The sequence below is a fragment of the Pseudomonas sp. A34-9 genome, assembly GCF_029543085.1.
Classification (GTDB): Bacteria; Pseudomonadota; Gammaproteobacteria; order Pseudomonadales; family Pseudomonadaceae; genus Aquipseudomonas.
In genome coordinates, this window is record NZ_CP119967.1 from 2842736 (window position 1) to 2865374 (window position 22639).

Annotated in this window: 18 protein-coding genes; 5 read left to right on the top strand and 13 right to left on the bottom strand. The window is 58.2% G+C overall.

The window, feature by feature from the left end; translation table 11 throughout:
- The 3 genes from P3G59_RS12750 (at nt 1) to P3G59_RS12760 (ending at nt 1323) form a co-directional block, all read left to right on the top strand.
- Entirely contained in the window at nt 1-474 is a 474-nt protein-coding gene (locus P3G59_RS12750; RefSeq protein WP_277761825.1) for a hypothetical protein, read from the top strand.
- Nucleotides 475-607: 133 nt separating this feature from the next.
- Nucleotides 608-985 (top strand): hypothetical protein, encoded by a 378-nt coding sequence (locus tag P3G59_RS12755; RefSeq protein ID WP_277761826.1) that lies wholly within the window; start codon nt 608-610, stop codon nt 983-985.
- Between the two features lie 35 nt (nt 986-1020).
- A complete protein-coding gene (locus tag P3G59_RS12760; RefSeq protein ID WP_277761827.1) occupies nt 1021-1323 on the top strand; it encodes a hypothetical protein in 303 nt (100 codons plus the stop codon).
- Between the two features lie 216 nt (nt 1324-1539).
- On the opposite strand, the gene P3G59_RS12765 is transcribed toward P3G59_RS12760, so the two are convergent.
- The 9 genes from P3G59_RS12765 to P3G59_RS12805 all read right to left on the bottom strand — a co-directional run bounded on the left by P3G59_RS12765 (nt 1540) and on the right by P3G59_RS12805 (nt 11561).
- Complete coding sequence (locus tag P3G59_RS12765; RefSeq protein WP_277761828.1) at nt 1540-3177, bottom strand: BatD family protein; 1638 nt, start codon at nt 3175-3177, stop codon at nt 1540-1542.
- Nucleotides 3174-4913 (bottom strand): tetratricopeptide repeat protein, encoded by a 1740-nt coding sequence (locus P3G59_RS12770; protein ID WP_277761829.1) that lies wholly within the window; start codon nt 4911-4913, stop codon nt 3174-3176. The genes P3G59_RS12765 and P3G59_RS12770 overlap by 4 nt, the downstream gene beginning before the upstream one ends.
- Nucleotides 4910-5989 carry a VWA domain-containing protein gene (locus tag P3G59_RS12775; protein ID WP_064119838.1) on the bottom strand — a complete coding sequence of 360 codons (1080 nt, stop codon included), beginning with the start codon at nt 5987-5989 and terminating at the stop codon, nt 4910-4912. Before P3G59_RS12775 ends, P3G59_RS12770 begins: the two co-directional genes overlap by 4 nt.
- Nucleotides 5982-6479, bottom strand: a complete 498-nt coding sequence (locus P3G59_RS12780; RefSeq protein WP_064119837.1) for a DUF4381 domain-containing protein — start codon at nt 6477-6479, stop codon at nt 5982-5984. Before P3G59_RS12780 ends, P3G59_RS12775 begins: the two co-directional genes overlap by 8 nt.
- Nucleotides 6476-7420, bottom strand: coding sequence for a DUF58 domain-containing protein (locus P3G59_RS12785; protein ID WP_116029096.1), 945 nt, complete (start codon nt 7418-7420; stop codon nt 6476-6478). The genes P3G59_RS12780 and P3G59_RS12785 overlap by 4 nt, the downstream gene beginning before the upstream one ends.
- A 5-nt stretch (nt 7421-7425) precedes the next feature.
- Nucleotides 7426-8385, bottom strand: a complete 960-nt coding sequence (locus tag P3G59_RS12790; protein ID WP_007913915.1) for a MoxR family ATPase — start codon at nt 8383-8385, stop codon at nt 7426-7428.
- Between the two features lie 272 nt (nt 8386-8657).
- Nucleotides 8658-9011: a hypothetical protein gene (locus P3G59_RS12795; protein WP_064119835.1), complete on the bottom strand. Its 354-nt coding sequence runs from the start codon at nt 9009-9011 to the stop codon at nt 8658-8660.
- Between the two features lie 702 nt (nt 9012-9713).
- The gene (locus tag P3G59_RS12800) at nt 9714-10280 is read right to left on the bottom strand and encodes a hypothetical protein (protein WP_277761830.1); all 567 of its coding nucleotides are present in this window, start codon (nt 10278-10280) and stop codon (nt 9714-9716) included.
- 81 nt (nt 10281-10361) lie between these two features.
- Complete coding sequence (locus P3G59_RS12805; protein WP_277761831.1) at nt 10362-11561, bottom strand: colicin-like pore-forming protein; 1200 nt, start codon at nt 11559-11561, stop codon at nt 10362-10364.
- A gap of 385 nt (nt 11562-11946) precedes the next feature.
- Between P3G59_RS12805 and P3G59_RS12810 the strand changes: the two genes are divergently transcribed.
- Both P3G59_RS12810 and P3G59_RS12815 read left to right on the top strand, forming a co-directional pair.
- Nucleotides 11947-13341, top strand: coding sequence for a hypothetical protein (locus P3G59_RS12810; protein ID WP_277761832.1), 1395 nt, complete (start codon nt 11947-11949; stop codon nt 13339-13341).
- Nucleotides 13342-13820: 479 nt separating this feature from the next.
- Complete coding sequence (locus P3G59_RS12815; protein WP_277761833.1) at nt 13821-18716, top strand: NAD-glutamate dehydrogenase; 4896 nt, start codon at nt 13821-13823, stop codon at nt 18714-18716.
- Nucleotides 18717-18942: 226 nt separating this feature from the next.
- Here the strand turns inward: P3G59_RS12815 and P3G59_RS12820 are convergent, their stop codons facing one another.
- The 4 genes from P3G59_RS12820 to P3G59_RS12835 all read right to left on the bottom strand — a co-directional run bounded on the left by P3G59_RS12820 (nt 18943) and on the right by P3G59_RS12835 (nt 22330).
- Entirely contained in the window at nt 18943-19656 is a 714-nt protein-coding gene (locus tag P3G59_RS12820) for an ATPase (protein ID WP_277761834.1), read from the bottom strand.
- A gap of 228 nt (nt 19657-19884) precedes the next feature.
- On the bottom strand, nt 19885-20289 hold the full coding sequence (locus P3G59_RS12825; protein WP_277761835.1) for a cupin domain-containing protein: 405 nt from the start codon (nt 20287-20289) through the stop codon (nt 19885-19887).
- Between the two features lie 190 nt (nt 20290-20479).
- Entirely contained in the window at nt 20480-20773 is a 294-nt protein-coding gene (locus tag P3G59_RS12830) for a putative quinol monooxygenase (RefSeq protein ID WP_103307409.1), read from the bottom strand.
- 123 nt (nt 20774-20896) lie between these two features.
- The gene (locus P3G59_RS12835; protein WP_277761836.1) at nt 20897-22330 is read right to left on the bottom strand and encodes a PLP-dependent aminotransferase family protein; all 1434 of its coding nucleotides are present in this window, start codon (nt 22328-22330) and stop codon (nt 20897-20899) included.
- Nucleotides 22331-22639: the final 309 nt, after the last annotated feature.

Below are 22639 nucleotides of genomic sequence, written 5' to 3' on the forward strand. Positions count from 1 at the left end.
ATGAGCTTTGAAATATTGCTGGAAAAAGAGCCTTTCGAGCACTTTGGTACCCAGGCTTTACGTGGATTGATACGACTGGGTGAGGAAGAGGAAAGCTTCTTTGCTCCGATCTCTTTCTGGGGCAGGCAGGAATACTTGAATAGCTGGTACTCATCGCTTTGTCTCGGTCTCGAAAGAAGACAGCATTCAGTATTAGTCACTTCAATGCTTGATCCAGAGTCCGCAAATTTCCTGATGGTCTGGGTTTTGTATTTTGTTGGAGAGTCTGTTCACATTCAGAATAGTGTGGTTTTTCTAGACGACGTTGTTCCTGGGTTTAATGTGGACGATGTCAATACTTACGTCGGTGTGCGCGAGGTCGTTAACGAAGATGGCGACAGGATTTCCGAATGGGTCGTGCCTCTGTCGGAAGTGCTCGGATTCAAAGAAAAGTTGAAGATGGAAGTAGAGTCTTCAAAGACGAAGAGCGACTGAGCTTGGGAAAAAAGGACAGATCCCGTTTAAATAAACGTGGTCTTTCTCGAGGCATCAAAGGTCTTTGATTTGTGACAGTTGAAAATGAAGAAGGCCATCTCCTGACTGTTATTGCTGAAATTGGCGTATTGGAGTGGCAAAAGTATCAACAGCGTTTTCCAAAAGTAAGGGTGGGAATGAAATGCAGCGGGAGGATCATTCTGCACTGCCACCCTTCATCGCTTTCAGGTTTGAGTGTATTAGCAAGGTTGATATCGACAAGTTAAAGGCCGCCGTGGAAGGCTACAAGGGTGCTTTATCATGGGCGCTTGTCGGCCGGTCACGCGAAGGGTTACGTGGGATTAACTGGATGATTGCACCGTCAAGGTTGTGGGAGGTGGGTGGATGTGCTTTGCAAGCAAACATCACGGCAGCGGTCTATTTGTCCACTCATGAACCTTTACTTGGTCCAGTGGCATACGAGGATTTAATTGGACTGACGGAACATGTTCGTTCTGTGCTCGATCACTGAGGGATCCAACCCCACCAAATTCCGGAGGTTATTTAGTGATCACTGAAGATATAAAAATTTTCGAAGAGATTTTCCAATTGGTCGAAGCAGGCATCGTCCATGGCTATGACGCGTTCCGATACGGTGTTGAGCTGGGTGAGGGCTATATAGAAACGGAATTGGCCGTCGAGAAAGACGGGATTGAGGACTGGAACGCCGAAACCGATATAAACGGGGCGAAAATTCTTCGTCTGGTCGATCAGTTGCAGGCAAACGCAGTCAAACGCGGTGAACCATGGAAGGCGTTTGTTCTCTCTTATCGCGAAGGCGAACAGGTGAAAACGAAATTCAAGTATTGATCGGGGACGCCGAATTTTCGCGTTCCGGGAAACGAACGGGTGGCTCTGGCCGCCTGTCGTTTGTCTGAGCGGCGCAGCAAGACAGACCCAGAGTGATGCCTGTCTATCCAGTCCGAAGGGGGAGTTTCGTCGTGCCCTTCGGCAGGCAATCGTCAGCTCGTTGCAAGTCAGACCTGCCAAATACATCCCTCAAGTGTTCGTTGAGGGATTGTGGGTTCACTTCGGATAAAGCGGCGGCAACCCGCTATCACCCACCGGATCCTGCACCCGTTCCGCCGTCGGAATCGTGCGGATCGCCCGCCACAGATCCTCACCTTGCCAATGCTGGCCCGTCTCGCTGTACAGCGCACCATTCAACCCATCCAGCGCATCCGACAAAGGCACAAACCGCGCCGCCATATCCGCCAGCGTCTCCGGCTGCTGCCGCGCCCACGCATCCAGCGCCTGCCGCGTCGCCTGCGGGTCATTTGCCTGACTCGCACGCTTGATGTCGTCCATCAACGTGCGTGGACTCGGGCCGGTTTGGGCGGCGCGATGCACCGCCGGTTGCCAGCGTGCGCGCCACCACAGGCCGAAGCCGAGCAGGGTGGTGCAGGCGAGGATCAGGGTGCTGAGTTTCCACCACCACAGCACATCGTTATCGACGGCGCTCGGTTGCAGATTGCCGGCCGGGGTGTCGACTTGCAGGCTCGGGTTGTTGGCCACTTGCAGGGTACGCGCGGGCAGGCTGCTGTGTTCCAGATGGTCTTCGAAGGTGTTCCACCAGACCACGTCGACGGTCGGTAATTCGATGGCGCCGCTACGGCTCGGCACCAAGGCTTCGCGTTCTTCGCGGCTGCCGACAATGCCCCGGTCGGTGCTCTGGTTGCTTAGCACCGGTTGATCGGGGTAGCGGCGCAGACCGTTGACGTCGGTGGCGGGGAGCGCTGGCAGTTGTGAGCTGGCGAGGCCTTCGACTTTCAGGGTCAGGCTGCGCGTCATCGAATCGCCGACCTGAGTGTGTTCCGGTTCCGGGTTCCAGCTTTCGCTCAGGCTCAGGCTGCGCGCCGGCAGCCACGGCGCGTCGACCGGATAGGTCAGGGGTTTGGGTTTGACGGTCAGGGGGATTTCGGCGGAGCTGACGCGCATCAGTTTGCCCGGTTTCGGCCCCTGCGCATTGGCATCCTGAGAGGGCTGCGTGTCGACCAGTGTGGCGCTGAACGTCTGCGGCGCGATGGTCAGCAAACCGCTGTGCTGCGGGTAGATCGCATAACGCATCTCGATCACGCCATGGCGCACGCCGTTGAGGTCTTTTTCGTATGTGCGCGTGTCACCGAGTTGCTCGATGCGCGCATCGGCGATTTGCAGCGGCGTCAGGCTGCTGTCGTCGTACAGCGACACCGAATGGTAGATGCGCAGGGTCAGGATCGCCTGGGCCTGCACATAGACGCTGGACTGGTCGAGGCTGGCCTCGATGAACACCGGATCAAGGCTGTTCTTGTTCTCGCGGGTGTCGCTTTCGACCACTTGCACGGTGATCGGCTGGCTCTGCGCGTCGCCCAGTTGCAGCGGCGGGATGACCACGCTGCCATTCTCTTTGGGCAGCAGGGTGATGATCCAGCGCGTGGTCGCGCGGTTGTCGCCATTGAGGGTATTGAGCTGGTTGACCTGGCGCGTGCCGCGCACTTCGAACAACGCTTCCAGCGCGGTCAGGTCGGGTTTGCCGAACTGGGTGACATCGCTGGTTTCGAGGGTGAGTTCGACCGTCTCGCCGGAGTTCAGGCGACTGCGATCCACGCTGGCCGTCAACTCGGCCGCCTGGGCGGGGGCCGTGCAGAGCAGCAGGGGCAGCAAGAGAGCGGTGAAGCGAGTCATCGAGTGTTTTCCTGATCCTGATGTTGTTGCTGTTCGTACCAGAATTTGCGTCGCAGCAACTCGCCCGGGTCGTCGGGGATCTTGCCCAGCCATTGTTCCAGTGCCTGACGTTGCTCGCCCTGGAGGTTGTCTTCACTCGGGCGCAGCGTCGGCACGGTGTCCGTTTGTTCTTCCTCGTCGCTGCCCGGCACTTCGTTGGGGCCTGGCTGCGGCGGCGTGGTCGTTGGCGGCTCGCTGGCCGACTCGACAGGCTGCGACGGGCTCTGGGTGTCACTTTTCACAGCGGGCGGCGGCGTGGTCGCGGGCGCTGGTTCGTCGCCCGGCAGACTTTGCTGTGCGCTCGGCTGAGTGTCCGGCTCGGCGGGCGGCGGCGTATTTTTCTGCTTCAGCAGGTTTTCCACCAGCGCCTTGTTGGTCTGCGCCGGACGCAAATCCGGTTGCAGTTCCAGGGCCTGTTCATAGGCGTCGATGGCCGCTTCCAGCTCACCGCTTTTTGCCAGAGCGTTGCCACGATTGTAGTGGGCGCGGGCATCGCTGCCTTCGCCAAAGCGCTGGGCGGCGCCACTGTAGTCGCCGGCCTCGTACAACGCCACCCCTTGCCATTGGTGATCGTCAAAATGCTGCGCGGCTTCGGCCGGACGCTTCTGTTTGAGCAGGTGCAGGCCCTGTTGATCGGGGCGCAGCCACAAATCCTCAAAGTCAAAAGCGTAGCTCGGCTGCGGCAGACACAGTAGTAACGGCAGGCAGAACAACCAGCCGCGACGCCCGGCGCAGGCGGCGAGCAGCAACAGCGGCAACAGCAGCCAGTAACCCTGATCGGCCCAGGTATCGAGGCGCACGGTCTGGCCATCGTCGCGCAGACTGCGCGGGCCGTTGAGCAGACCCAGCGCGCCAAGATCCGCTTCGTCGAGGCGGGCAGGATGGTATTCGCCGCCGACGCTGTTGAGGAATGCGCTCAGGCCCGGACTGTCGAGTTGCGGAACGCGAATCGCGCCTTGCTCGTCCTTGAGGAAACTGCCGTCCTCCTGAGCGATCGGCGCACCTTCGGCGGTGCCGACGCCAAGCATCAGCAACTGCGTCGATTGCCCGCTGAGTGCGCGCCGAATGCCTTGGCGTTCTTCTTCATCGAGCGACGAGCCGATCAGCAGAATCCGTCCCTGACCGAGCGCGCCCTGTTTCAGTAGCGCCAGCGCTTTGCCGATGGCCAGATCGGCTCGGTGGCCGCTTTCCGGCATCAACGACGGTTTGAGCGCATCGAGCAGGTTTCGACTGGTCGCCAGGTCATCCGACAGCGGTACCAGCGTGTGTGCGCTGCCGGCGAAGACGACGATGGCGGTCTGCGCATCGCTGCGCGCCTGCAACAGGTCGAACAGCTTGCGCCGCGCTTGCTCCAGGCGAGTTGGCGGCGAGTCGGTGGCAAGCATTTCCGGAGTCAGTTCCAGCACCACCACCAATGGATCGGCGGGTTTCTGGCTGGTCTGTTCGACGCGCTCCCAACTCGGCCCGAGCAGCGCCAGAATCGTCAGCAACCACGCCACTGCCAGGGCGACCCACGGCAGTTTGCTGTCGCGACCGTTACCGCCGCTGAGCAGGGTGGCATGAAACGCCGGCGGCAAAATCATCTGCCAGCGCCCGGCGCGTTTCTGCCGGTGCCAGAGTAGCCAGATCAGCCAGCCCAGCAGCGGCAGCAACAGCAGCCACCACGGACGGAACCAGTGCGGCCAGAGCGCGATCATCGGCGCCTCCGCAGACGCAGGCGCTTGAGGCGCTCACGCCAGTCAGGCAGTGGACTTTGCAGATACAGTTCCTTGGTGAACAGGCGTTGCAGCGGGTTGTCCGGCCACAATTCGCGCGCGACCAGCAACAGGCTCAACCACAGCGCCAGCGCCAAAGGCCAGTGATACAACGCTTGCGCCGGGCGTGCCTGAGTCGGTTGCTGGGTGACCGGTTCGAGCTGGTCGAGTGTGTCTTTGATGGCTTGCAGTTCTTTGCCGTCGTGAGCACGGAAATATTGTCCGCCCGTGACCTCGGCGATGGCTTTGAGCGCCGGCTCGTCGAGGTCCAGGCTCGGATTGACGCCAAGCAGGCCGGTCGAGCCGCTGTCTTCGGGATTGGCGCCGATGCCGATCGGGTAGATCTTCACACCTTCGCTGGCGGCCAGTTTTGCCGCCGTCAGCGGGTCGATTTCGCCGCCATTGTTGGCGCCGTCAGTGACCAGAATCAGCACACGACTTTGCGCTGGGCGCATGCGCAGACGTTTCAGCGCCAGACCGATGGCATCACCGATGGCGGTGTTCTTGCCGGCAATGCCGATGCGCGCTTCGTCGAGCCAGACACGCACGGTGTGGCGATCAAAGGTCAGCGGCGCTTGCAGATACGCCTGACTGCCAAACAGGATCAGGCCGACCCGGTCGCCATCGCGGCTTTCAAGGAAGTCGCCGAGCAGATGCTGTACCAGCGACAGGCGACTGACTTCTTCGTCCTGCCACTGCATGTCGGGGAAATCCATCGAGCCGGATACATCCACCGCCACCAGCAGATCACGCCCGCTGGCGGCAATCGGCAGCGGTTCGCCGAGCCACTGCGGGCGGGCGGCGGCGGTCAGCAGCAACAGCCACAACAGCATGAACGGTGCCTGTTGACGCCACGCGGGTAAATTGGCGCGGGCACGACGGCGGGCGAGGCCTTCGAGGTCCGACAGGAAACTGACTTTCAAGGCCGGCTCGCCGCTGTCGGCCACCGGCAGCACCAGACGCATCAGCCACGGCAGCGGCAGCAGCACGAAGATCCACGGCCAGGCGAACTCAAACATGTTTGCGAATCCACGTGTCGACCGCTTGGGTCAGGCCGGCGATGGCTTTGTCGTCGAGTTTGCATTCCGGTTTGTACGCGCCTTCGACCAGCACCATCCAGCGCGTCAGGCCGGCGGCCGGGCAGCGGTTGTCGAGAAAGGCCAGCCATTTACGACCGTTGAGGGTGTGGCTCTGGCTGTAGGGATAATGGTTGCGGCACAGGCGTTTGAGCAGACCGTTGAGCTGTTGCAGCCACGCGCCGGCCGGGGCGCCGTCGTAGGGTTTGGGCATTTGCGCCAGTTCCGCGAGGGCGGCAATGCGCACCGGGTCGAGTGGTTGTTCGGCCCGCACGATCGGGCGTTTTTTCATTGGGATGAAACGGCGCAGCTTCCACGCGGCGAAACCGAGCAGCGGCAACAATAGAAGCAGCAGCCACCAGCCCGGCGCCGGCGGCCAGAAGGCAATCGGTGGCGGCGAGATCAGCGGTTGCAGTTGTTCGAGGCCGTTCATCGACCTTTCCCCGGACGCTGCGGATTGAGGAATTCGCGCATCTGCTCAACCATTTCACTTTGCGTGCTCAGCGGCATCAGCAACACCCGCAGCTTTTGCGCGAGCAATTCCCAGCGCGCGATCCGCGCTTCGGCCTGGGCGCGATAGGTCTGGCGCAGGTCGAAATTCAGCGTGTCGAGTTCGAGTTGCGCGCCGCGTTCGGCGAATCTGAGCAGGCCGGCAGCGGGGAGGGCGTGATCCAGCGGATCGGAAATCGGCAACATCAACAGGTCACAATGACGCGATAAGAGGCTGAGCTGTTGTTCGGCGCTGTCCGACAGTGCACGTTCGTCGCAAATCACGATGGCCAGGCTGCCCGGACGCAACACTTCACGGGCACGGCGCAAGGCCACGCCAAACGCATCGCGATCCGGTTCACGCTCGCTATGCAGCGACTGATTGACCTTGACCAGGCGGTTGAGCAATTGCAGCAGGCTCTGTTTGCTGCGCCGAGGCTTGATTTCGTAGTGCTCGTTGTCGCCGAACACCAGTCCGCCAACGCGGTCGTTATGGCCGAGCGCCGCCCAGCCAATCAACGCCGCCACTTGCGCCGCGAGCACCGATTTGAACATCAGCCCGGAACCGAAAAACAGCCGCGTGCTTTGCTCGACCATGATGAAAATCGGCCGTTCGCGTTCTTCATGGAACAGCTTGGTGTGCGGCTCTTGCGTGCGTGCGGTCACCCGCCAGTCGATGGTGCGCACGTCGTCGCCGGCCTGATAGACCCGCACCTGATCGAAGTCGACGCCACGGCCACGGAATTTCGAGTGATGCAGGCCGATCAGCGGGCTGCGCTGGCTCGGCGTGGAAAACAGCTGCACTTCACGCACGCGGTGGCGCATCTCGATCAGCTCGGCGAGGCTGACGCGGATGCCTGGTTCGGACGGCAGGGGGGCGTTCATGGGGGTCAAGCGACGGCTACGACGTCGAGAATCCGCTGCACCACCCGATCCTGATCGATGCCGGCGGCTTCGGCTTCAAACGACAAAATGATGCGGTGACGCAAGACATCGAACAGCACCGCTTGAATGTCTTCCGGGCTGACGAAGTCGCGACCGGCCAGCCAGGCGTGAGCGCGGGCACAGCGGTCGAGGGCGATCGAGCCGCGCGGGCTGGCGCCGTAGGCGATCCACTCGGCCATTTCCGGGTCGAACTTGGCCGGGTTGCGCGTGGCCATGACCAGTTGCACGAGGTATTCCTCCACAGCGTCGGCCATGTACAGACCAAGGATTTCCTTGCGCGCGGCGAAGATCGCCTGTTGGCTCACGCGGCGTTCGGGCTTGGTTTCACCGTTTAAGGCTTCGCCACGGGCCTGCTGGAGGATGCGGCGCTCGACGGCGGCATCCGGGAAACCGATTTTCACGTGCATGAGGAAACGGTCGAGCTGGGCTTCCGGCAGCGGGTAAGTGCCTTCCTGCTCGATCGGGTTTTGCGTGGCCATTACCAGAAACAGCGGCGACAGCTCATAGGTGCTGCGGCCGACACTGACCTGACGTTCGGCCATGGCCTCGAGCAGCGCCGATTGCACCTTGGCCGGGGCACGGTTGATTTCGTCGGCCAGCACCAGGTTGTGGAAGATCGGGCCCTGCTGGAACACGAAGCTGCCGGTTTCCGGGCGATAGATCTCGGTGCCGGTGATGTCGGCCGGCAACAGGTCAGGAGTGAACTGGATGCGATGGAACTGGGCTTCGATGCCCTCGGCGAGTTCTTTGATCGCTTTGGTCTTGGCCAGACCCGGCGCGCCCTCGACCAGCATGTGGCCGTCGGCGAGCAGGGCGATGAGCAAACGCTCGATGAGTTTTTCCTGGCCGAGAATCTGCGTTGAAAGAAAGGTTCGCAGCGCCAGCAGCGCTTCACGATGTTCCATCGATGACTGTTCCTGGAAAGGGGTGGCCACGCGCGTTCGGATAACGCCGGGGCTGGGGGCGTTACTTTAATCCATCGCGGGGGGTGGCGACTAACGGCATTTTGCGCAAAGTGCGGGAAATGACTGGGGGAATTGTTGGGTTTTTGTAGAAGCGGGGAGGGGCAGTGTTCTTTCGGGCCTCTTCGCGAGCAGGCTCGCTCCCACATTTTGAGCGGCGTACATCCGTCAATGTGGGAGCGAGCCTGCTCGCGAAGGGGCCAGCCCAGACGCAATCAAACTTCGTTAATGAAGGTACCCGTCCCGTCAAGGATGTTCGTCAGGGTCTCGACAACCTCATCCATATCCACCATATCCGGGTTGAAGCTGATCTCCAGCACATCATCCCCGTTCAACGCATCGGCATCCGCCGCCGCGATCTCGATCTTCAGCAGAGTCGAGGTCAGGGTGACTTTCACCCCGTCCAGCGTCGAAGGCTCGCCATCCAGGGTGATTTCCAGCTCATCCTCGTCCGGGTAGCGGCTCATCAGAAACATGTCGCCCTTGTCGCTGTGGCAGCAGAGCATGGCCATGTTGTCTTCTTCGTCATCGCATGGGTTGACGATGAGTAGGGCGGTGGTCATTTGCATCTGGGTATTCCTGGTTAGACGGGCGCGACGGATGCGCCAAAGAATTGATTTTGCCAGCCGAACGAATATTTTGCTGCCCTGGCTGCGGGATTTCTTTTTTTTGCTCCACCATTTTTTTACAAAACGGCAGGGAATATAGAGAAAGCAGCGATGCAGCATGAACGGAACCATGAAGTATAGAAAAAACGACATGGCTGAATAATAAATAGAGAAGAAAATTGCATTGAGCCCGAAGAGTCTTCCGTATTTTCCTGTCGCTGTTGCCAAGTCTTTTGAAGTCAGATAAAAACCCCATACATAAAGTATGAAAAGAAGTGTGCCTCCAATGAGAATGGCCAGGTATCGCTTGAGTGTCATTTTGTCAAATTGTGTGGGGTCGAACTCTGTTGTGAAGGCTTGATAGGTTGAGCGGATGGCTAACAATGGCCCGAATATGGCGACATAATTTGCGGCTACCTTCGAGCTGAAGGGGAAAAAAGATGACCAGAACCCGATCATGCCAAATAGCTGGTTATCTATGAATGCATTGATGGTACTGTCCAGTGTGGTTTGAGGGTGCGCGGGCAGTAAGAGACTTATGAGGAAAATTGGAATACAAAAAATCCCGAATGCCAATAGCGGTACCGTTATTTCCGGTGTCTTTTTATTCACAAGGCATTCTCCGATATGTCTTTGCCACCCTAAAAAGTTTTTGCTGCTGCTTCACGCTTTTTCTCTAGAGTTCCACCACCTTTTTAGAATGCGACATGGGATGTAATACAAGAAGCGTTGGACCATAAATGGTACGACGAGAAATGGAAATAAAGACATGGCTACGTTGTGGGCGGAAAAGAAAAAGACATTAAGTCCGAAAAAATTTCCGTATTTGCCTTTGGTTGTTCCGAGGTCTGTTGATGTGAAATAAAAACACCAGATAAAAAGTGCTGAGAGAGCTACGCCTGCAAAAAGCAAGGTCAGATATCGTCCAAGTGTCATTTGATCGAACTGCGTTGAGTCGAACTTTTCCGTGAAGGCATAAAAAGTTGAGACAGCAGCGAGCAGGGGGGCAAAAAGCGCAATATAATTTGCAGTCGCTTTTGAGCTGAAAGGAAATAAGGATGACCAGAAACCAATCAGTCCGAATAGCTGATTGTCCAGAAAGTGATCAATCGCCATATCCAAGTTGGACTGAGGGTGGGCGGGAAGGATCAGGTTAATTAGAAAAATGGGCGTCGCGAACAGTCCGAATGCAATCAAAGGTAAAGGTTGATCTGGTTTTTTACTCGTCATGAACTGCACTCTTTGGAGTCGAGGTTTATGCCGCTTTGGTAATCGGGGTCTGGCTAGGCGTGCTCGACCCCGACAGTGACTTTAGCGCTGATCTTTCAGTGCAGTTTCTAAGTGGTCAGATATGAAAGCGTTTATTTTTTCTACATTATCGGCATTTAAAAGAGATGCGATTGCGGCAATCGCTACGCCAACGGCAACAATACCTATTGCGCTAGCGGCGAAACCCGGACTGATCACTGCGAGCAATGTTGCCACCGCCGCGCCAGCACCCACGCCGAGCGCGATACTCTCAAGCTCCAGAATCAAGGGCTTCCAGTTACCGTCCCGGAAGCCAATGACTGTCTTTTCGATCACCGAATGGGCTTGAACGATTTTTCCGGTCACGCCAAACCCCTTGGCAAGCTTGTTGACACTGTCCATATAGGTCGCTTTATCCAGCGCATTGAGCGCGTCCACAACCGCGCGTGTATCTTGCGGACTGAGCCGCGCATTGGGATTGGTCCGCACTGCCTCGAAAGTCTGCATCGCCTCCGCATAGCTCCTGATCTTCTTCCCCGAAATATCCTTCTGCAGATCCATGACCACCTGGTGCAGATTGGCGCCATATTTCTCAAGGATGTATTTGTTCGCGTCGGCGACGAAAGCCACCGCGCGTTTGTAGTCATCAATGCGTTTGGCTTCTGCTTCGGCCGCTATCCGGTTTCTTTCGTCCTGCTGACGTTTGGCTTCCGCCAGAGCGGCCAAATGTGCTTGTTCTGCCGCGTGTCTCTTAGCTTCTTCAGCACGTCGCGCCGCTTCGGCGGCCTGTTGTTGTGCAAGTGCCTCGGCTTGTCGACGGGCTATCTCGGCATACAGTTGTGCTTGTCTTGATTGAAGGCTGGAAATTTGCTCATTCAACAGCATCGCATCATAAGTCGCTTGCAACTTTGCATGCTGCCGAGAGGTCTGCACGTCTCTCAGCTTTTGCTGCAATGCTGTATTTTTCTGAAAGAGTAATTCGTTGACGGTATTGGTCGCTCTTTCCAGCCATGCTTGCGGTGTTGCCTCTGCCAAGGGTGGTTGTCGGCTGGCTGCCACGTTGAGCTCAACTTGCAAGTTGTGTTCGAGGTTTTGTTTTTGCGCGAGGTAATCGCTTTCGATGGCCAGTGTAAAACCATGCATTGGATTACCAAGCGGGTAATTCTTTAGAATGTCACCGCGAATGGAGCCTGGGTTCAGATTGATTATTTCCCATGTGCCGTCGCCATAAAATACGGTTGTCGGAAGTTCCAGTTGTCGCATGCGCTGACTCCTTTTCCTGATAAAGAACCTGTTCCGTGGTTCGGTCTCATATTAATAGCGCTGCTGGCAGAAATATTCTGTAGGGGCTGGTCTTTTAATTGTGTGAGACGATTCCTGTCGGGTTGTAAGTTTGTGTAAGTGTGATTGGTTGGTCGTTGTTTTTGCTCCGTTTTGTCAATTAAAGCGCTGGTGGTAGGAAAATTCCTGCGTTACGTTCTGATTGTTGGCGATGAAATATCTGACGCAGCTGTAGGACTTTTTATCGTGGTGGAATATCACGGAGGAATTCTGTTTTCAGGCTTGTTTTCGCTACGCGGATACGATTATTTTCGCCGTTCGAACGCAAAGGAGTGCGTATGTAAAACTGAAAAAAGGATCTCTTTTCATGCATCAGTATTTCGCACGTGCCGAAGAAATCGTGCACTTGTCCGACGAACAGATCGAGCTGATTTATCAACGTTATCTGGATGGAGAAAAAACCGCCGTACTCATGACCGAGTTTCAGATTCCGGCGACTGTTCGCAGTTTGCTCAAGGTACTGCCGCCGATTGTCAGCCCGGATCTCACTTGCCCGTATTGCGATTTGCCGATGTGGGTTCGCCGTCACGCCAGAGGCACGCCGATTTCCTTGCGTGATCCGTTTAAATGCGTGCGGTGTGAGCATCGATATATTGCAGCCAGTCTCTATGGACGGCGCTCACCTTGTACGTGCAAGGAATGTTTCAAGGCTCACCAACAACAATTGGCAGCCCAGGCTCAGCGTGATCGCGCCGAACTGGAGATTCGCCACGGCGCACCGTGTCCTGCCGTGCCTTACGCCGCGTTGGGGTTTGTGCAGAAACTGGCGTTATTGGCCTTGCTCGAAGACGGCAATGGCAGCCCCATGGAGTCGATTGCACCACTGAAAGCACCCTCCAGAAGCGAATGCCTGGCTCCCACCGATGAAGCCAGTGAGGAAATCCTGAAGAGTCTTCACGAGGCTGGCGTGTTGGTGGTTGCGACCGACTCTGACATCAAGGCCTTTAATCGGACTGATGGTTGCAGCATCGCCGATTATTCGGCCGTGCGCTGGCTGCCCAACGTCGCGCTGGACGGCCCATCGCGCAGCCCGCGTGACAGTCTGTATCTGAGGCTCTATCAGGAATTGTCCGGGAGTGTTCAGCCCGCGTGGAAAAGTGAGCTCTACGCGCTGATCTTTACCCTCGCGCGGCAAGAGTCGATTCAATACATCCATGTGCTGGCCAATGAAGTGAGTTTTGCCTTTACCGCCGAAGCCCGCGCTGAAACGGTGGTCGGGCAACTGTTGCAGGACTTTTCAGTGAGTCAGCTCTATTACTTTGCCCGTCTGGCAGTCAAAAGCGCCGCGCACTTCTACGCCACCGGCAATTCCAAGGGGCGCAACCACGCTTCAAACACTATCCCGCGCAACATGCTTGGTACGGCGCAGGATGCCCTCACACGAAACTGGCGCAAAAACGCTCATCGCGACTCGCGGGTAGCGCAATCGGCGATGCATCGGTTGTTGTATGACGTCGTGCTCAAGGACAGCGGCGCCGGCTTCTCCAAGTCGCCGGGCATGTACTGGCGCGATGAACTGGTGCCGCATTTCTTTTCCGGCGTAGCGTTCGACAGTGATCTGGCCGGCCACTTGCAGCTCTTCTGCCGCGAGTGCGACTCCAGCAACATCGACGCCAGCATGGACAAGATGACCCTGCAAATGATGTGTTACGACTGCGCCACTGTGAGCAAATTCAAGGCGTACGAAGAATTGCCCGACTGATCCGCGTCAACCGCTCGCGCTGAACCCGATGCCACGCTCAAGGTCGATAAAGCGGCCTTGGGCGTTTTCGTTTCTGGATATGTAGAGGTCAAAGGTCTGCACTTGGGACGGATGTCCCGTAAATACGGGCATGTAACCCGGCGTTTTGCGCCACGAGTGCTAGTGTTTAGCGGTGCCAAACCCTCGGTTTACGTGCCGATGACCGAATATGTCGCAGCACCGCAAGCAGACACATTGTCGCACCCTTTAAGCTGCGCAACGGATGAGCACCCGTAAAGGCATTGTCGGCAGTCCCACAGTCGTTTTTGCAGATGCTCATTCTATGGAAGGTGAATGTGACCTGAGTGTCCCGTCCAGCTTCACCCACCTGTCACCCTGTTTCCTCTGCCCGAGAATCAGGAACAGGGCGACACAGGCCCCGAAAGGGGTGTTGCACGCGACGCTTTCCATCAATAACAAGCTTAAGCGGAGTACCACAGATGGCGTTCTTCACCGCAGCCAGCAAAGCCGACTTCCAGCACCAACTGCAAGCGGCACTGGCGCAGCACATCAGTGAACAGGCACTGCCACAAGTGGCGCTGTTCGCTGAACAATTCTTCGGCATCATTTCTCTGGACGAGCTGACTCAACGTCGCCTCTCCGACCTCGCTGGCTGTACTCTTTCTGCGTGGCGCCTGCTTGAGCGCTTCGATCACGCGCAACCACAAGTGCGCGTTTACAACCCTGATTACGAGCGTCATGGCTGGCAGTCGACCCACACCGCGGTCGAAGTCCTGCACCATGACCTGCCATTTCTGGTCGACTCGGTCCGCACCGAGCTGAACCGCCGCGGCTACAGCATCCATACCCTGCAAACCACCGTGCTCAGCGTGCGTCGTGGCAGCAAGGGCGAGCTGCTGGAAATCCTGCCGAAGGGCAGCACCGGCGAAGGCGTGCTGCACGAATCGCTGATGTACCTGGAAATCGACCGCTGTGCCAACGCCGCCGAACTGAATGTGCTGAGCAAAGAGCTGGAACAGGTTCTCGGTGAAGTCCGCGTCGCGGTCGCCGATTTCGAGCCGATGAAGTCCAAGGTGCAGGAAATCCTCACCAAGCTCGACAACAGCGCGTTCGCCATCGATGCCGATGAAAAGAACGAAGTCAAAAGCTTCCTGGAATGGCTGGTGGGCAACCACTTCACCTTCCTCGGCTACGAAGAATTCGTCGTCACCGATCAGGCCGATGGCGGCCATATCGAGTACGACCAGAACTCCTTCCTCGGCCTGACCAAACTGCTGCGCACCGGCCTGACCTACGATGACCTGCGCATCGAAGACTACGCGGTGAACTACCTGCGCGAACCGACCCTGCTGTCGTTCGCCAAGGCTGCGCACCCGAGCCGTGTACACCGTCCGGCTTACCCGGACTACGTGTCGATCCGTGAAATCGACGCCGACGGAAAAGTCATCAAGGAACACCGCTTCATGGGCCTGTACACCTCGTCGGTGTATGGCGAGAGCGTGCGGGTCATCCCGTTCATCCGCCGCAAGGTCGAAGAAATCGAAACCCGCTCCGGCTTCCAGTCCAAGGCTCACCTGGGCAAGGAACTGGCGCAGGTCCTCGAAGTGCTGCCGCGTGATGACCTGTTCCAGACCCCGGTCGACGAACTGTTCACCACCGTGATGTCGATCGTGCAGATCCAGGAACGCAACAAGATCCGCGTGTTCCTGCGCAAAGACCCGTACGGTCGTTTCTGCTACTGCCTGGCCTACGTGCCGCGCGACATCTACTCCACCGAAGTTCGCCAGAAAATCCAGCAAGTGCTGATGGAGCGCCTGAAGGCTTCCGATTGCGAATTCTGGACGTTCTTCTCCGAATCGGTTCTGGCGCGCGTGCAGTTGATCCTGCGTGTCGACCCGAAAAACCGTCTCGACATCGACCCGGTGCTGTTGGAAAAAGAAGTCGTGCAAGCGTGCCGCAGCTGGCAGGACGACTACGCCGCACTGACCGTCGAAAGCTTCGGCGAAGCCCACGGCACCAACGTGCTGGCGGACTTCCCGAAAGGCTTCCCGGCCGGTTACCGCGAGCGTTTCGCTGCGCATTCGGCTGTGGTCGACATGCAGCACCTGCTGAGCCTCAACGAAAAAAATCCGCTGGTGATGAGCTTCTATCAGCCGCTCGGCCAGGTCTCCGGCCAGCGCGAGCTGCATTGCAAGCTGTACCACGCCGACACCCCGCTGGCGCTGTCCGACGTGTTGCCGATTCTGGAAAACCTCGGTCTGCGCGTACTGGGTGAATTCCCGTACCGTCTGCGTCACACCAATGGCCGCGAGTTCTGGATTCATGACTTCGCGTTCACTGCCGCGGAAGGCCTGGACCTCGACATCCAGCAACTCAACGACACCCTGCAGGATGCCTTCGTCCACATCGTTCGCGGCGACGCCGAAAACGATGCGTTCAACCGTCTGGTACTGACCGCCGGCCTGCCTTGGCGCGACGTCGCGCTGCTGCGTGCTTACGCGCGTTACCTGAAGCAGATTCGTCTGGGCTTCGATCTGGGTTACATCGCCAGCACCCTGAACAACCACACCGATATCGCTCGCGAGCTGACCCGGTTGTTCAAGACCCGCTTCTATCTGGCGCGCAAACTCAGCGACGACGATCTGGAAGACAAGCAACTGCGTCTGGAACAAGCGATTCTGACCGCACTGGACGACGTCCAGGTGCTCAACGAAGACCGCATCCTGCGTCGTTACCTCGACCTGATCAAAGCCACTCTGCGTACCAACTTCTATCAGACTGACGCCAACGGCCAGAACAAGTCGTACTTCAGCTTCAAGTTCAACCCGCACGCGATCCCTGAACTGCCGAAGCCAGTGCCGAAGTTTGAAATCTTCGTTTACTCGCCACGCGTTGAAGGCGTGCACTTGCGCTTCGGTAACGTCGCTCGTGGTGGTCTGCGTTGGTCCGACCGTGAAGAAGACTTCCGTACTGAAGTCCTCGGTCTGGTTAAAGCTCAACAAGTGAAGAACTCGGTCATCGTGCCAGTCGGTGCGAAGGGCGGCTTCCTGCCGCGTCGCCTGCCACTGGGCGGCAGCCGTGACGAGATCGCGGCCGAGGGCATCGCCTGCTACCGCATCTTCATCTCGGGCCTGTTGGACATCACCGACAACCTGAAAGACGGCGCACTGGTACCGCCATTGAATGTGGTTCGCCACGACGATGACGACCCGTACCTGGTAGTGGCGGCGGACAAGGGCACTGCAACCTTCTCCGACATCGCCAACGGCATCGCCATCGACTACGGCTTCTGGCTGGGTGACGCGTTTGCGTCCGGTGGTTCGGCGGGTTACGACCACAAGAAAATGGGCATTACCGCCAAAGGCGCATGGGTTGGCGTACAACGTCACTTCCGCGAGCGCGGCATCAATGTTCAGGAAGACAGCATCACTGTGGTGGGCGTCGGCGACATGGCCGGTGACGTGTTCGGTAACGGCCTGTTGATGTCCGACAAGCTGCAACTGGTCGCTGCCTTCAACCACATGCACATCTTCATCGATCCGAACCCGAACCCGGCCACCAGCTTCGTCGAGCGTCAGCGCATGTTCGACCTGCCGCGTTCGGCCTGGACCGACTACGACACCAGCATCATGTCCGAAGGTGGCGGCATCTTCTCGCGCAGCGCGAAGAGCATCGCGATCTCGCCGCAGATGCAGGAACGCTTCGACATCAAGGCTGACAAGCTGACCCCGACCGAACTGCTGAACGCCTTGCTCAAGGCGCCGGTGGATCTGCTGTGGAACGGCGGTATCGGTACTTACGTCAAGGCCAGCACTGAAAGCCACGCCGACGTCGGCGACAAGGCCAACGATGCACTGCGCGTGAACGGCAACGAACTGCGCTGCAAAGTCGTGGGCGAGGGCGGTAACCTCGGCATGACCCAACTGGGTCGTGTCGAATTCGGTCTCAATGGCGGCGGCTCCAACACCGACTTCATCGACAACGCCGGTGGCGTGGACTGCTCCGACCACGAAGTGAACATCAAGATCCTGCTGAACGAAGTGGTTCAGGCCGGTGACATGACCGACAAGCAACGCAACCAGTTGCTGGCGAGCATGACCGACGAAGTCGGTAATCTGGTGCTGGGCAACAACTACAAGCAGACTCAGGCCCTGTCCCTGGCGGCGCGTCGTGCGTATGCGCGCATCGCTGAGTACAAGCGTCTGATGAGCGATCTGGAAGGCCGTGGCAAGCTGGACCGTGCCATCGAGTTCCTGCCGACCGAAGAGCAACTGGCCGAGCGCATTGCCGAAGGCCACGGTCTGACCCGTCCTGAGCTGTCGGTACTGATCTCCTACAGCAAGATCGACCTCAAGGAGCAGCTGTTGGGCTCCCTGGTGCCGGACGACGATTACCTGACCCGCGACATGGAAACGGCGTTCCCGCCGACCCTGGTCAGCAAGTTCTCCGAAGCCATGCGTCGTCACCGTCTGAAGCGCGAGATCGTCAGCACCCAGATCGCCAACGACCTGGTCAACCACATGGGCATCACCTTCGTTCAACGACTCAAAGAGTCGACCGGCATGAGCCCGGCGAACGTCGCTGGCGCTTACGTGATCGTGCGCGACATCTTCCACCTCCCGCACTGGTTCCGTCAGATCGAAGCGCTGGACTATCAGGTCTCCGCTGATGTGCAGCTGGAGCTGATGGACGAGCTGATGCGTCTGGGTCGCCGCGCTACACGCTGGTTCCTGCGTGCCCGTCGCAACGAGCAGAATGCTGCCCGTGACGTCGCGCATTTCGGTCCGCACCTGAAAGAGCTGGGTCTGAAACTCGACGAACTGCTGAGCGGCGAAATCCGCGAAAACTGGCAGGCGCGTTATCAGGCGTACGTCGAAGCAGGTGTGCCGGAATTGCTGGCGCGTATGGTGGCGGGCACCTCGCACCTGTACACGCTGCTGCCGATCATCGAAGCCTCCGACGTCACTGGCCAGAACCCGGCAGAAGTGGCGAAAGCTTACTTCGCCGTGGGCAGTGCGCTGGACATCACCTGGTACCTGCAACAGATCAGCGCGCTGCCGGTTGAAAACAACTGGCAAGCCCTGGCCCGTGAAGCGTTCCGCGATGACGTCGACTGGCAGCAACGTGCGATCACCATCTCCGTGCTGCAACAGGGCGACGGCACGCTGGACGTGGAAGCACGTCTGGCGCTGTGGATGGAACAGCACGAAAGCATGATCTCGCGCTGGCGCGCCATGCTGGTGGAAATCCGTGCGGCGAGCGGTACGGACTACGCCATGTATGCGGTGGCCAACCGTGAACTGCTGGACCTGGCGTTGAGCGGGCAAGCGGTAGTGCCTGCGGTGGCTGCGAATGCCGAGCTTGAATTGGCATAAGTAGTGGCTGAATGAAAAAACCCCGGTGTCGTGAGATGCCGGGGCTTTTTTATGTCTGTGAAATTCACCCCGCCCCCTGTAGGAGCTGCCGAAGGCTGCGATCTTTTGATCTTTAGAGGCAAAAGATCGCAGCCTTCGGCAGCTCCTACAGGGATTGCGTGTCACCACAAAACTTGTGGGAGCTGCGGTGCGATGATTCGACTTGCCAGCGATAAGGCCCTTACTGTCAATAAAACTTATGTGGTTGTTTACTATCAAGCATCGACACTTTATCTGTCGGTCTGGTCAATAAATTACTGAGCGACTGGTCAAACTTTTGCAGTGCCCTTACTTGCACATCCTGCTGCTGATTAATATCCGCCACAATCTCTTCCGACCGTTTGAAGTCTGCCCACACCGGCGTCAATTCCCGCGCATCCGAACCTTTCGCCGTACCGATATAGTTCAACCGCGCATCATAAAAATCCGCACTTACGTCGGCCTTGATATCGGAGCTGCGCGAGGTGATCAACTGGCTGTGAGTGTCGACAATCGCCACCACATCCGGTCTGGCCGCACGCAGGCTCTGCATGTCCGGGTACACCGTCACCGAGCCGAACTGGCGTTGCAAAGAAGCGTTGACCCAGTCCACCGCCATGTCCGGTTTCGAGCTGGCGACGTAGGCGTCGTGGATCGGTTGCACCAGCAGGCTCTGGCCGAAACCGGTGCCGGCGTTGGCCTGATAGTCGCGAAGGTATTCGCGGTTGGTCTGGGTGCTTGGGCTGTAGATCACGCCGAGCGATACGCCGGGACCACTTTTTACCTGGGCGGCGCTGCTGCGGCCGACCGGTTGGGTGAAGAGTGTGTCGAGGGACGAGACTGCTTTGGGCGCAGTTGGCACCGAGCAGGCGGAAAGTGCTAGAACCGATATCGCCAAGGTGCTGGCAAACGCAAGTTTCATGGTGTTTCTCCCGTGAAACAACATCAGTCGGAAAGTTCGAGTTGTCGTCGTTGACGACCGTTAATTCAGACTAAACCCGCCACGCTGTATGCAACCTGACAATTTGCTGTGTGGTTTGCTGTTGAATAGTTTTATTTGCTTTAACCCGATGCGGTTAATTGCGCCGGGAAATAAAAAGGCGCAAATCGATGATTTGCGCCTTTTTATTTATGGCTGATTAAACATCCATCAGTTTTTCAGCGGGATCAGCACTTGCTCATCCGGCGACAGCACCATGAACACCAGCAACTTGGCCGGTTTGGATTTGCTGGCATTTTTCGAGACCAAATGTTCGGAGCCGGCCGGCTCGTACCAGAACTGGCCCTTTTTGTAGGTGATCGCCTGTTCGCCTTTCACCTGGGAAATCACTTCGCCTTCGAGTACGTAGGCCATCGCGGTGCCGTCGTGTTTGTGGGCGATGGAGGACTGGCCGGGTTTGTAGTCCACTTCGATCATCATGGCTTTTTTTCCGGGGACGTTTTTCAGCATCTGGTCTTGCAGCACAGTGACTTTTTCCGAGGGATCGTGAGCGAAGGCAGCCGAGGTGCAAAGGCTCAAGGCGAGGACGGCGGCGAAGCAGTGCAGGGCTTTCATGGCGGGTTACCTGTGAGGGTTGGGGGTGCAATCACAGTAGTCCGCAGGGCAGGGCATTCAAACGGCCAATATTCGGGAAGATAGGGTGACCAATTCAGGTATCCCCAAAATCAAAAGATCGCAGCCTCCGGCAGCTCCTACAGAGATCGGTGTAGGAGCTGCCGGAGGCTGCGATCTTTTGATCTTGCTTTCAGACGATAGGGAAGCTGTTGAAATCCACGCTATTGGCCAAACGGCTATCGATCAGGTCAATAAACCCCTGCGCCTCGGGCCGGTTGAAATGCGCCTGCATCGCCGCCTCCGACTGCCAGCGGGCACTGACCGTCCAGCGGTGGCTGTCCTCGGGGCAACGGTCGACCAGGTAGGAATCGCAGCCCGGGGTTTCGCGCAAGGTTTCGACGATTTTCTGCAGTTGCCTGCCCAGTTCCTCCGAGCGGCCGGCGGCAGCCTGCACCTGGACCGTATTGATCACTTCGTTGGACATTGCTCACACTCCTGAATCAGGCCGGACGAATCCTGCTCATTGAGGGATAACGCCTGTGCAGAATAGGCCTGCACCTGCCGATCACCAATAACCAATCGGCGGTTAATCGCCCAGACCAATCATTCAGGCAACTTGTTGCAGAATGTCGCGCAGGCGATCCAGGGCGATGTCGATGTCGAGGGTTTCGATGGCGCCGAAGCCGAAGTACAGACCGTTTTTCGGCGCTTGCTGGTAATAGAAACCGTTGATTGAATACAGGCCAACCTCGACTTTTTTCGCCAGTTCGATCACCAACGGCAAGTCGATCGGCACCTTGCAGAACACCGCCATGTGGAAGCCGGCGCTGGCCGGCACCGCGTCCAGCCACGGCGCCAGATCGGTGGCCATGCGCGCGAGAATCCGCTCGCGGCGCTGGGCATAAATCGTGTGGCAGCGGCGGATATGCTTGAGCAGGCAACCCTCGGCGATGAACTTGGCCAAGGCCCATTGTGGGAGGGTTGAGGCGTGCAGATCAGTGAGTTGCTTGGCACGGATCACCGCCTCGAGAATGGCCGGCGGCAGAATTGCATAACCCAGGCGCAACTCCGGCAGGAGGGTTTTCGAGAAGGTGCCGACGTAGGCGACGATGCCACGCTGGTCGAGGTTGAACAGCGAATCGGTGGGCCGACCCTCGTAGCGAAACTCGCTGTCATAGTCGTCCTCGATGATGATTGCGCCCAGCTCATGGGCGCGAGCCAGCAAGGCCTCGCGGCGGGCGTGGCTCATCGGCATGCCCAACGGGAACTGGTGCGACGGCGTGACATAAATCAGCCGCGTGCCGTCGGGAATCTGTTCGACGACAATTCCTTCAGCATCCACCGGCACACCGACGACCTCGGCGCCATGGGTGCCAAACAACAGGCGTGCCGGCGGATAACCCGGGTCTTCCATCGCCACCAGACTGCCCGGGCGGATCAACACGCGAGTGATCAAGTCCAGCGCCTGTTGCGCGCCGTTGCACACGACGATGTCTTCATCCTGACAGTTGATGCCCCGGGAAAACGCGATGTGCCGGGCGATCGCATTACGCAGCGCCGGCAGGCCTTCGGCGACACTGTAGAAACCTTTGGACTGGCCCATCTGCCGCATCGCATGGGCGACGCAGCGGCGCCAGTCGTCCTGCGGAAACTGGCCCTTGCTGGTGGCGCCGCCGATGAAGTCGTAACGCAACGAGCCTTCCAGCGTCGGGTGACGCAGAAACACCGGCAGATTGCGCCAGCTCTCGATCACGTCGGCACTGGCCAGTTCGGTGTGGCTTTGCTTGCGCTGGACCTGCGCCGGGCGCGCGTTGACGTAGGTGCCTTTGCCGATCACCCCGGTGAGGAAGTTTTCGTAGGTCAGTTGCGCGTAGGTGTCGGAGATGGTCTTGCGCGAAATGCCCAGTTGCTCGGCGAGCAGACGGCTGGGTGGCAATTGCGTGCCAGCGGCCAAGCGCCCGGACTCGATGGCGCCGCGCAACTGCTGATACAACTGACCGGCGAGATCCTTGCGGCCGTTGATCACGACGTGAAGTTCCATACCGACGAGGCTCCCGAGACTATTTGGCGTGCCCGCCAGATTACCGCTGTTGCCGGATTGGCAATAGTTGCGCACCACAAAAATCCGAAATTGGCGCAAATCCCCTGTAGGAGCTGCCGAAGGCTGCGATCTTTGATCGTTCCCACGCTCCGCGTGGGAAATGCCTCCCGTGACGCTCTGCGTCACAGTGGACGCGGAGCATCCATGGCTGCGTTACCACGCGGAGCGTGGGAACGATCAGGCAGGATTCAGTGGTGTAGCGGTTTTCCGTGCAATTGGGGCTGTAATGCATCGCTGTCGGCGTTTACG

Bases quoted from the DNA above. Each gene is read 5' to 3' on its own strand.
- P3G59_RS12775 (WP_064119838.1), bottom strand. From the start codon at position 5,989: ATGTTTGAGTTCGCCTGGCCGTGGATCTTCGTGCTGCTGCCGCTGCCG.
- P3G59_RS12815 (WP_277761833.1), top strand. From the start codon at position 13,821: ATGGCGTTCTTCACCGCAGCCAGCAAAGCCGACTTCCAGCACCAACTG.
- P3G59_RS12800 (WP_277761830.1), bottom strand. From the start codon at position 10,280: ATGACGAGTAAAAAACCAGATCAACCTTTACCTTTGATTGCATTCGGA.
- P3G59_RS12790 (WP_007913915.1), bottom strand. From the start codon at position 8,385: ATGGAACATCGTGAAGCGCTGCTGGCGCTGCGAACCTTTCTTTCAACG.
- P3G59_RS12805 (WP_277761831.1), bottom strand. From the start codon at position 11,561: ATGCGACAACTGGAACTTCCGACAACCGTATTTTATGGCGACGGCACA.
- P3G59_RS12795 (WP_064119835.1), bottom strand. From the start codon at position 9,011: ATGCAAATGACCACCGCCCTACTCATCGTCAACCCATGCGATGACGAA.
- P3G59_RS12835 (WP_277761836.1), bottom strand. From the start codon at position 22,330: ATGGAACTTCACGTCGTGATCAACGGCCGCAAGGATCTCGCCGGTCAG.
- P3G59_RS12750 (WP_277761825.1), top strand. From the start codon at position 1: ATGAGCTTTGAAATATTGCTGGAAAAAGAGCCTTTCGAGCACTTTGGT.
- P3G59_RS12825 (WP_277761835.1), bottom strand. From the start codon at position 20,289: ATGAAAGCCCTGCACTGCTTCGCCGCCGTCCTCGCCTTGAGCCTTTGC.
- P3G59_RS12780 (WP_064119837.1), bottom strand. From the start codon at position 6,479: ATGAACGGCCTCGAACAACTGCAACCGCTGATCTCGCCGCCACCGATT.
- P3G59_RS12765 (WP_277761828.1), bottom strand. From the start codon at position 3,177: ATGACTCGCTTCACCGCTCTCTTGCTGCCCCTGCTGCTCTGCACGGCC.
- P3G59_RS12830 (WP_103307409.1), bottom strand. From the start codon at position 20,773: ATGTCCAACGAAGTGATCAATACGGTCCAGGTGCAGGCTGCCGCCGGC.
- P3G59_RS12770 (WP_277761829.1), bottom strand. From the start codon at position 4,913: ATGATCGCGCTCTGGCCGCACTGGTTCCGTCCGTGGTGGCTGCTGTTG.
- P3G59_RS12820 (WP_277761834.1), bottom strand. From the start codon at position 19,656: ATGAAACTTGCGTTTGCCAGCACCTTGGCGATATCGGTTCTAGCACTT.
- P3G59_RS12810 (WP_277761832.1), top strand. From the start codon at position 11,947: ATGCATCAGTATTTCGCACGTGCCGAAGAAATCGTGCACTTGTCCGAC.
- P3G59_RS12785 (WP_116029096.1), bottom strand. From the start codon at position 7,420: ATGAACGCCCCCCTGCCGTCCGAACCAGGCATCCGCGTCAGCCTCGCC.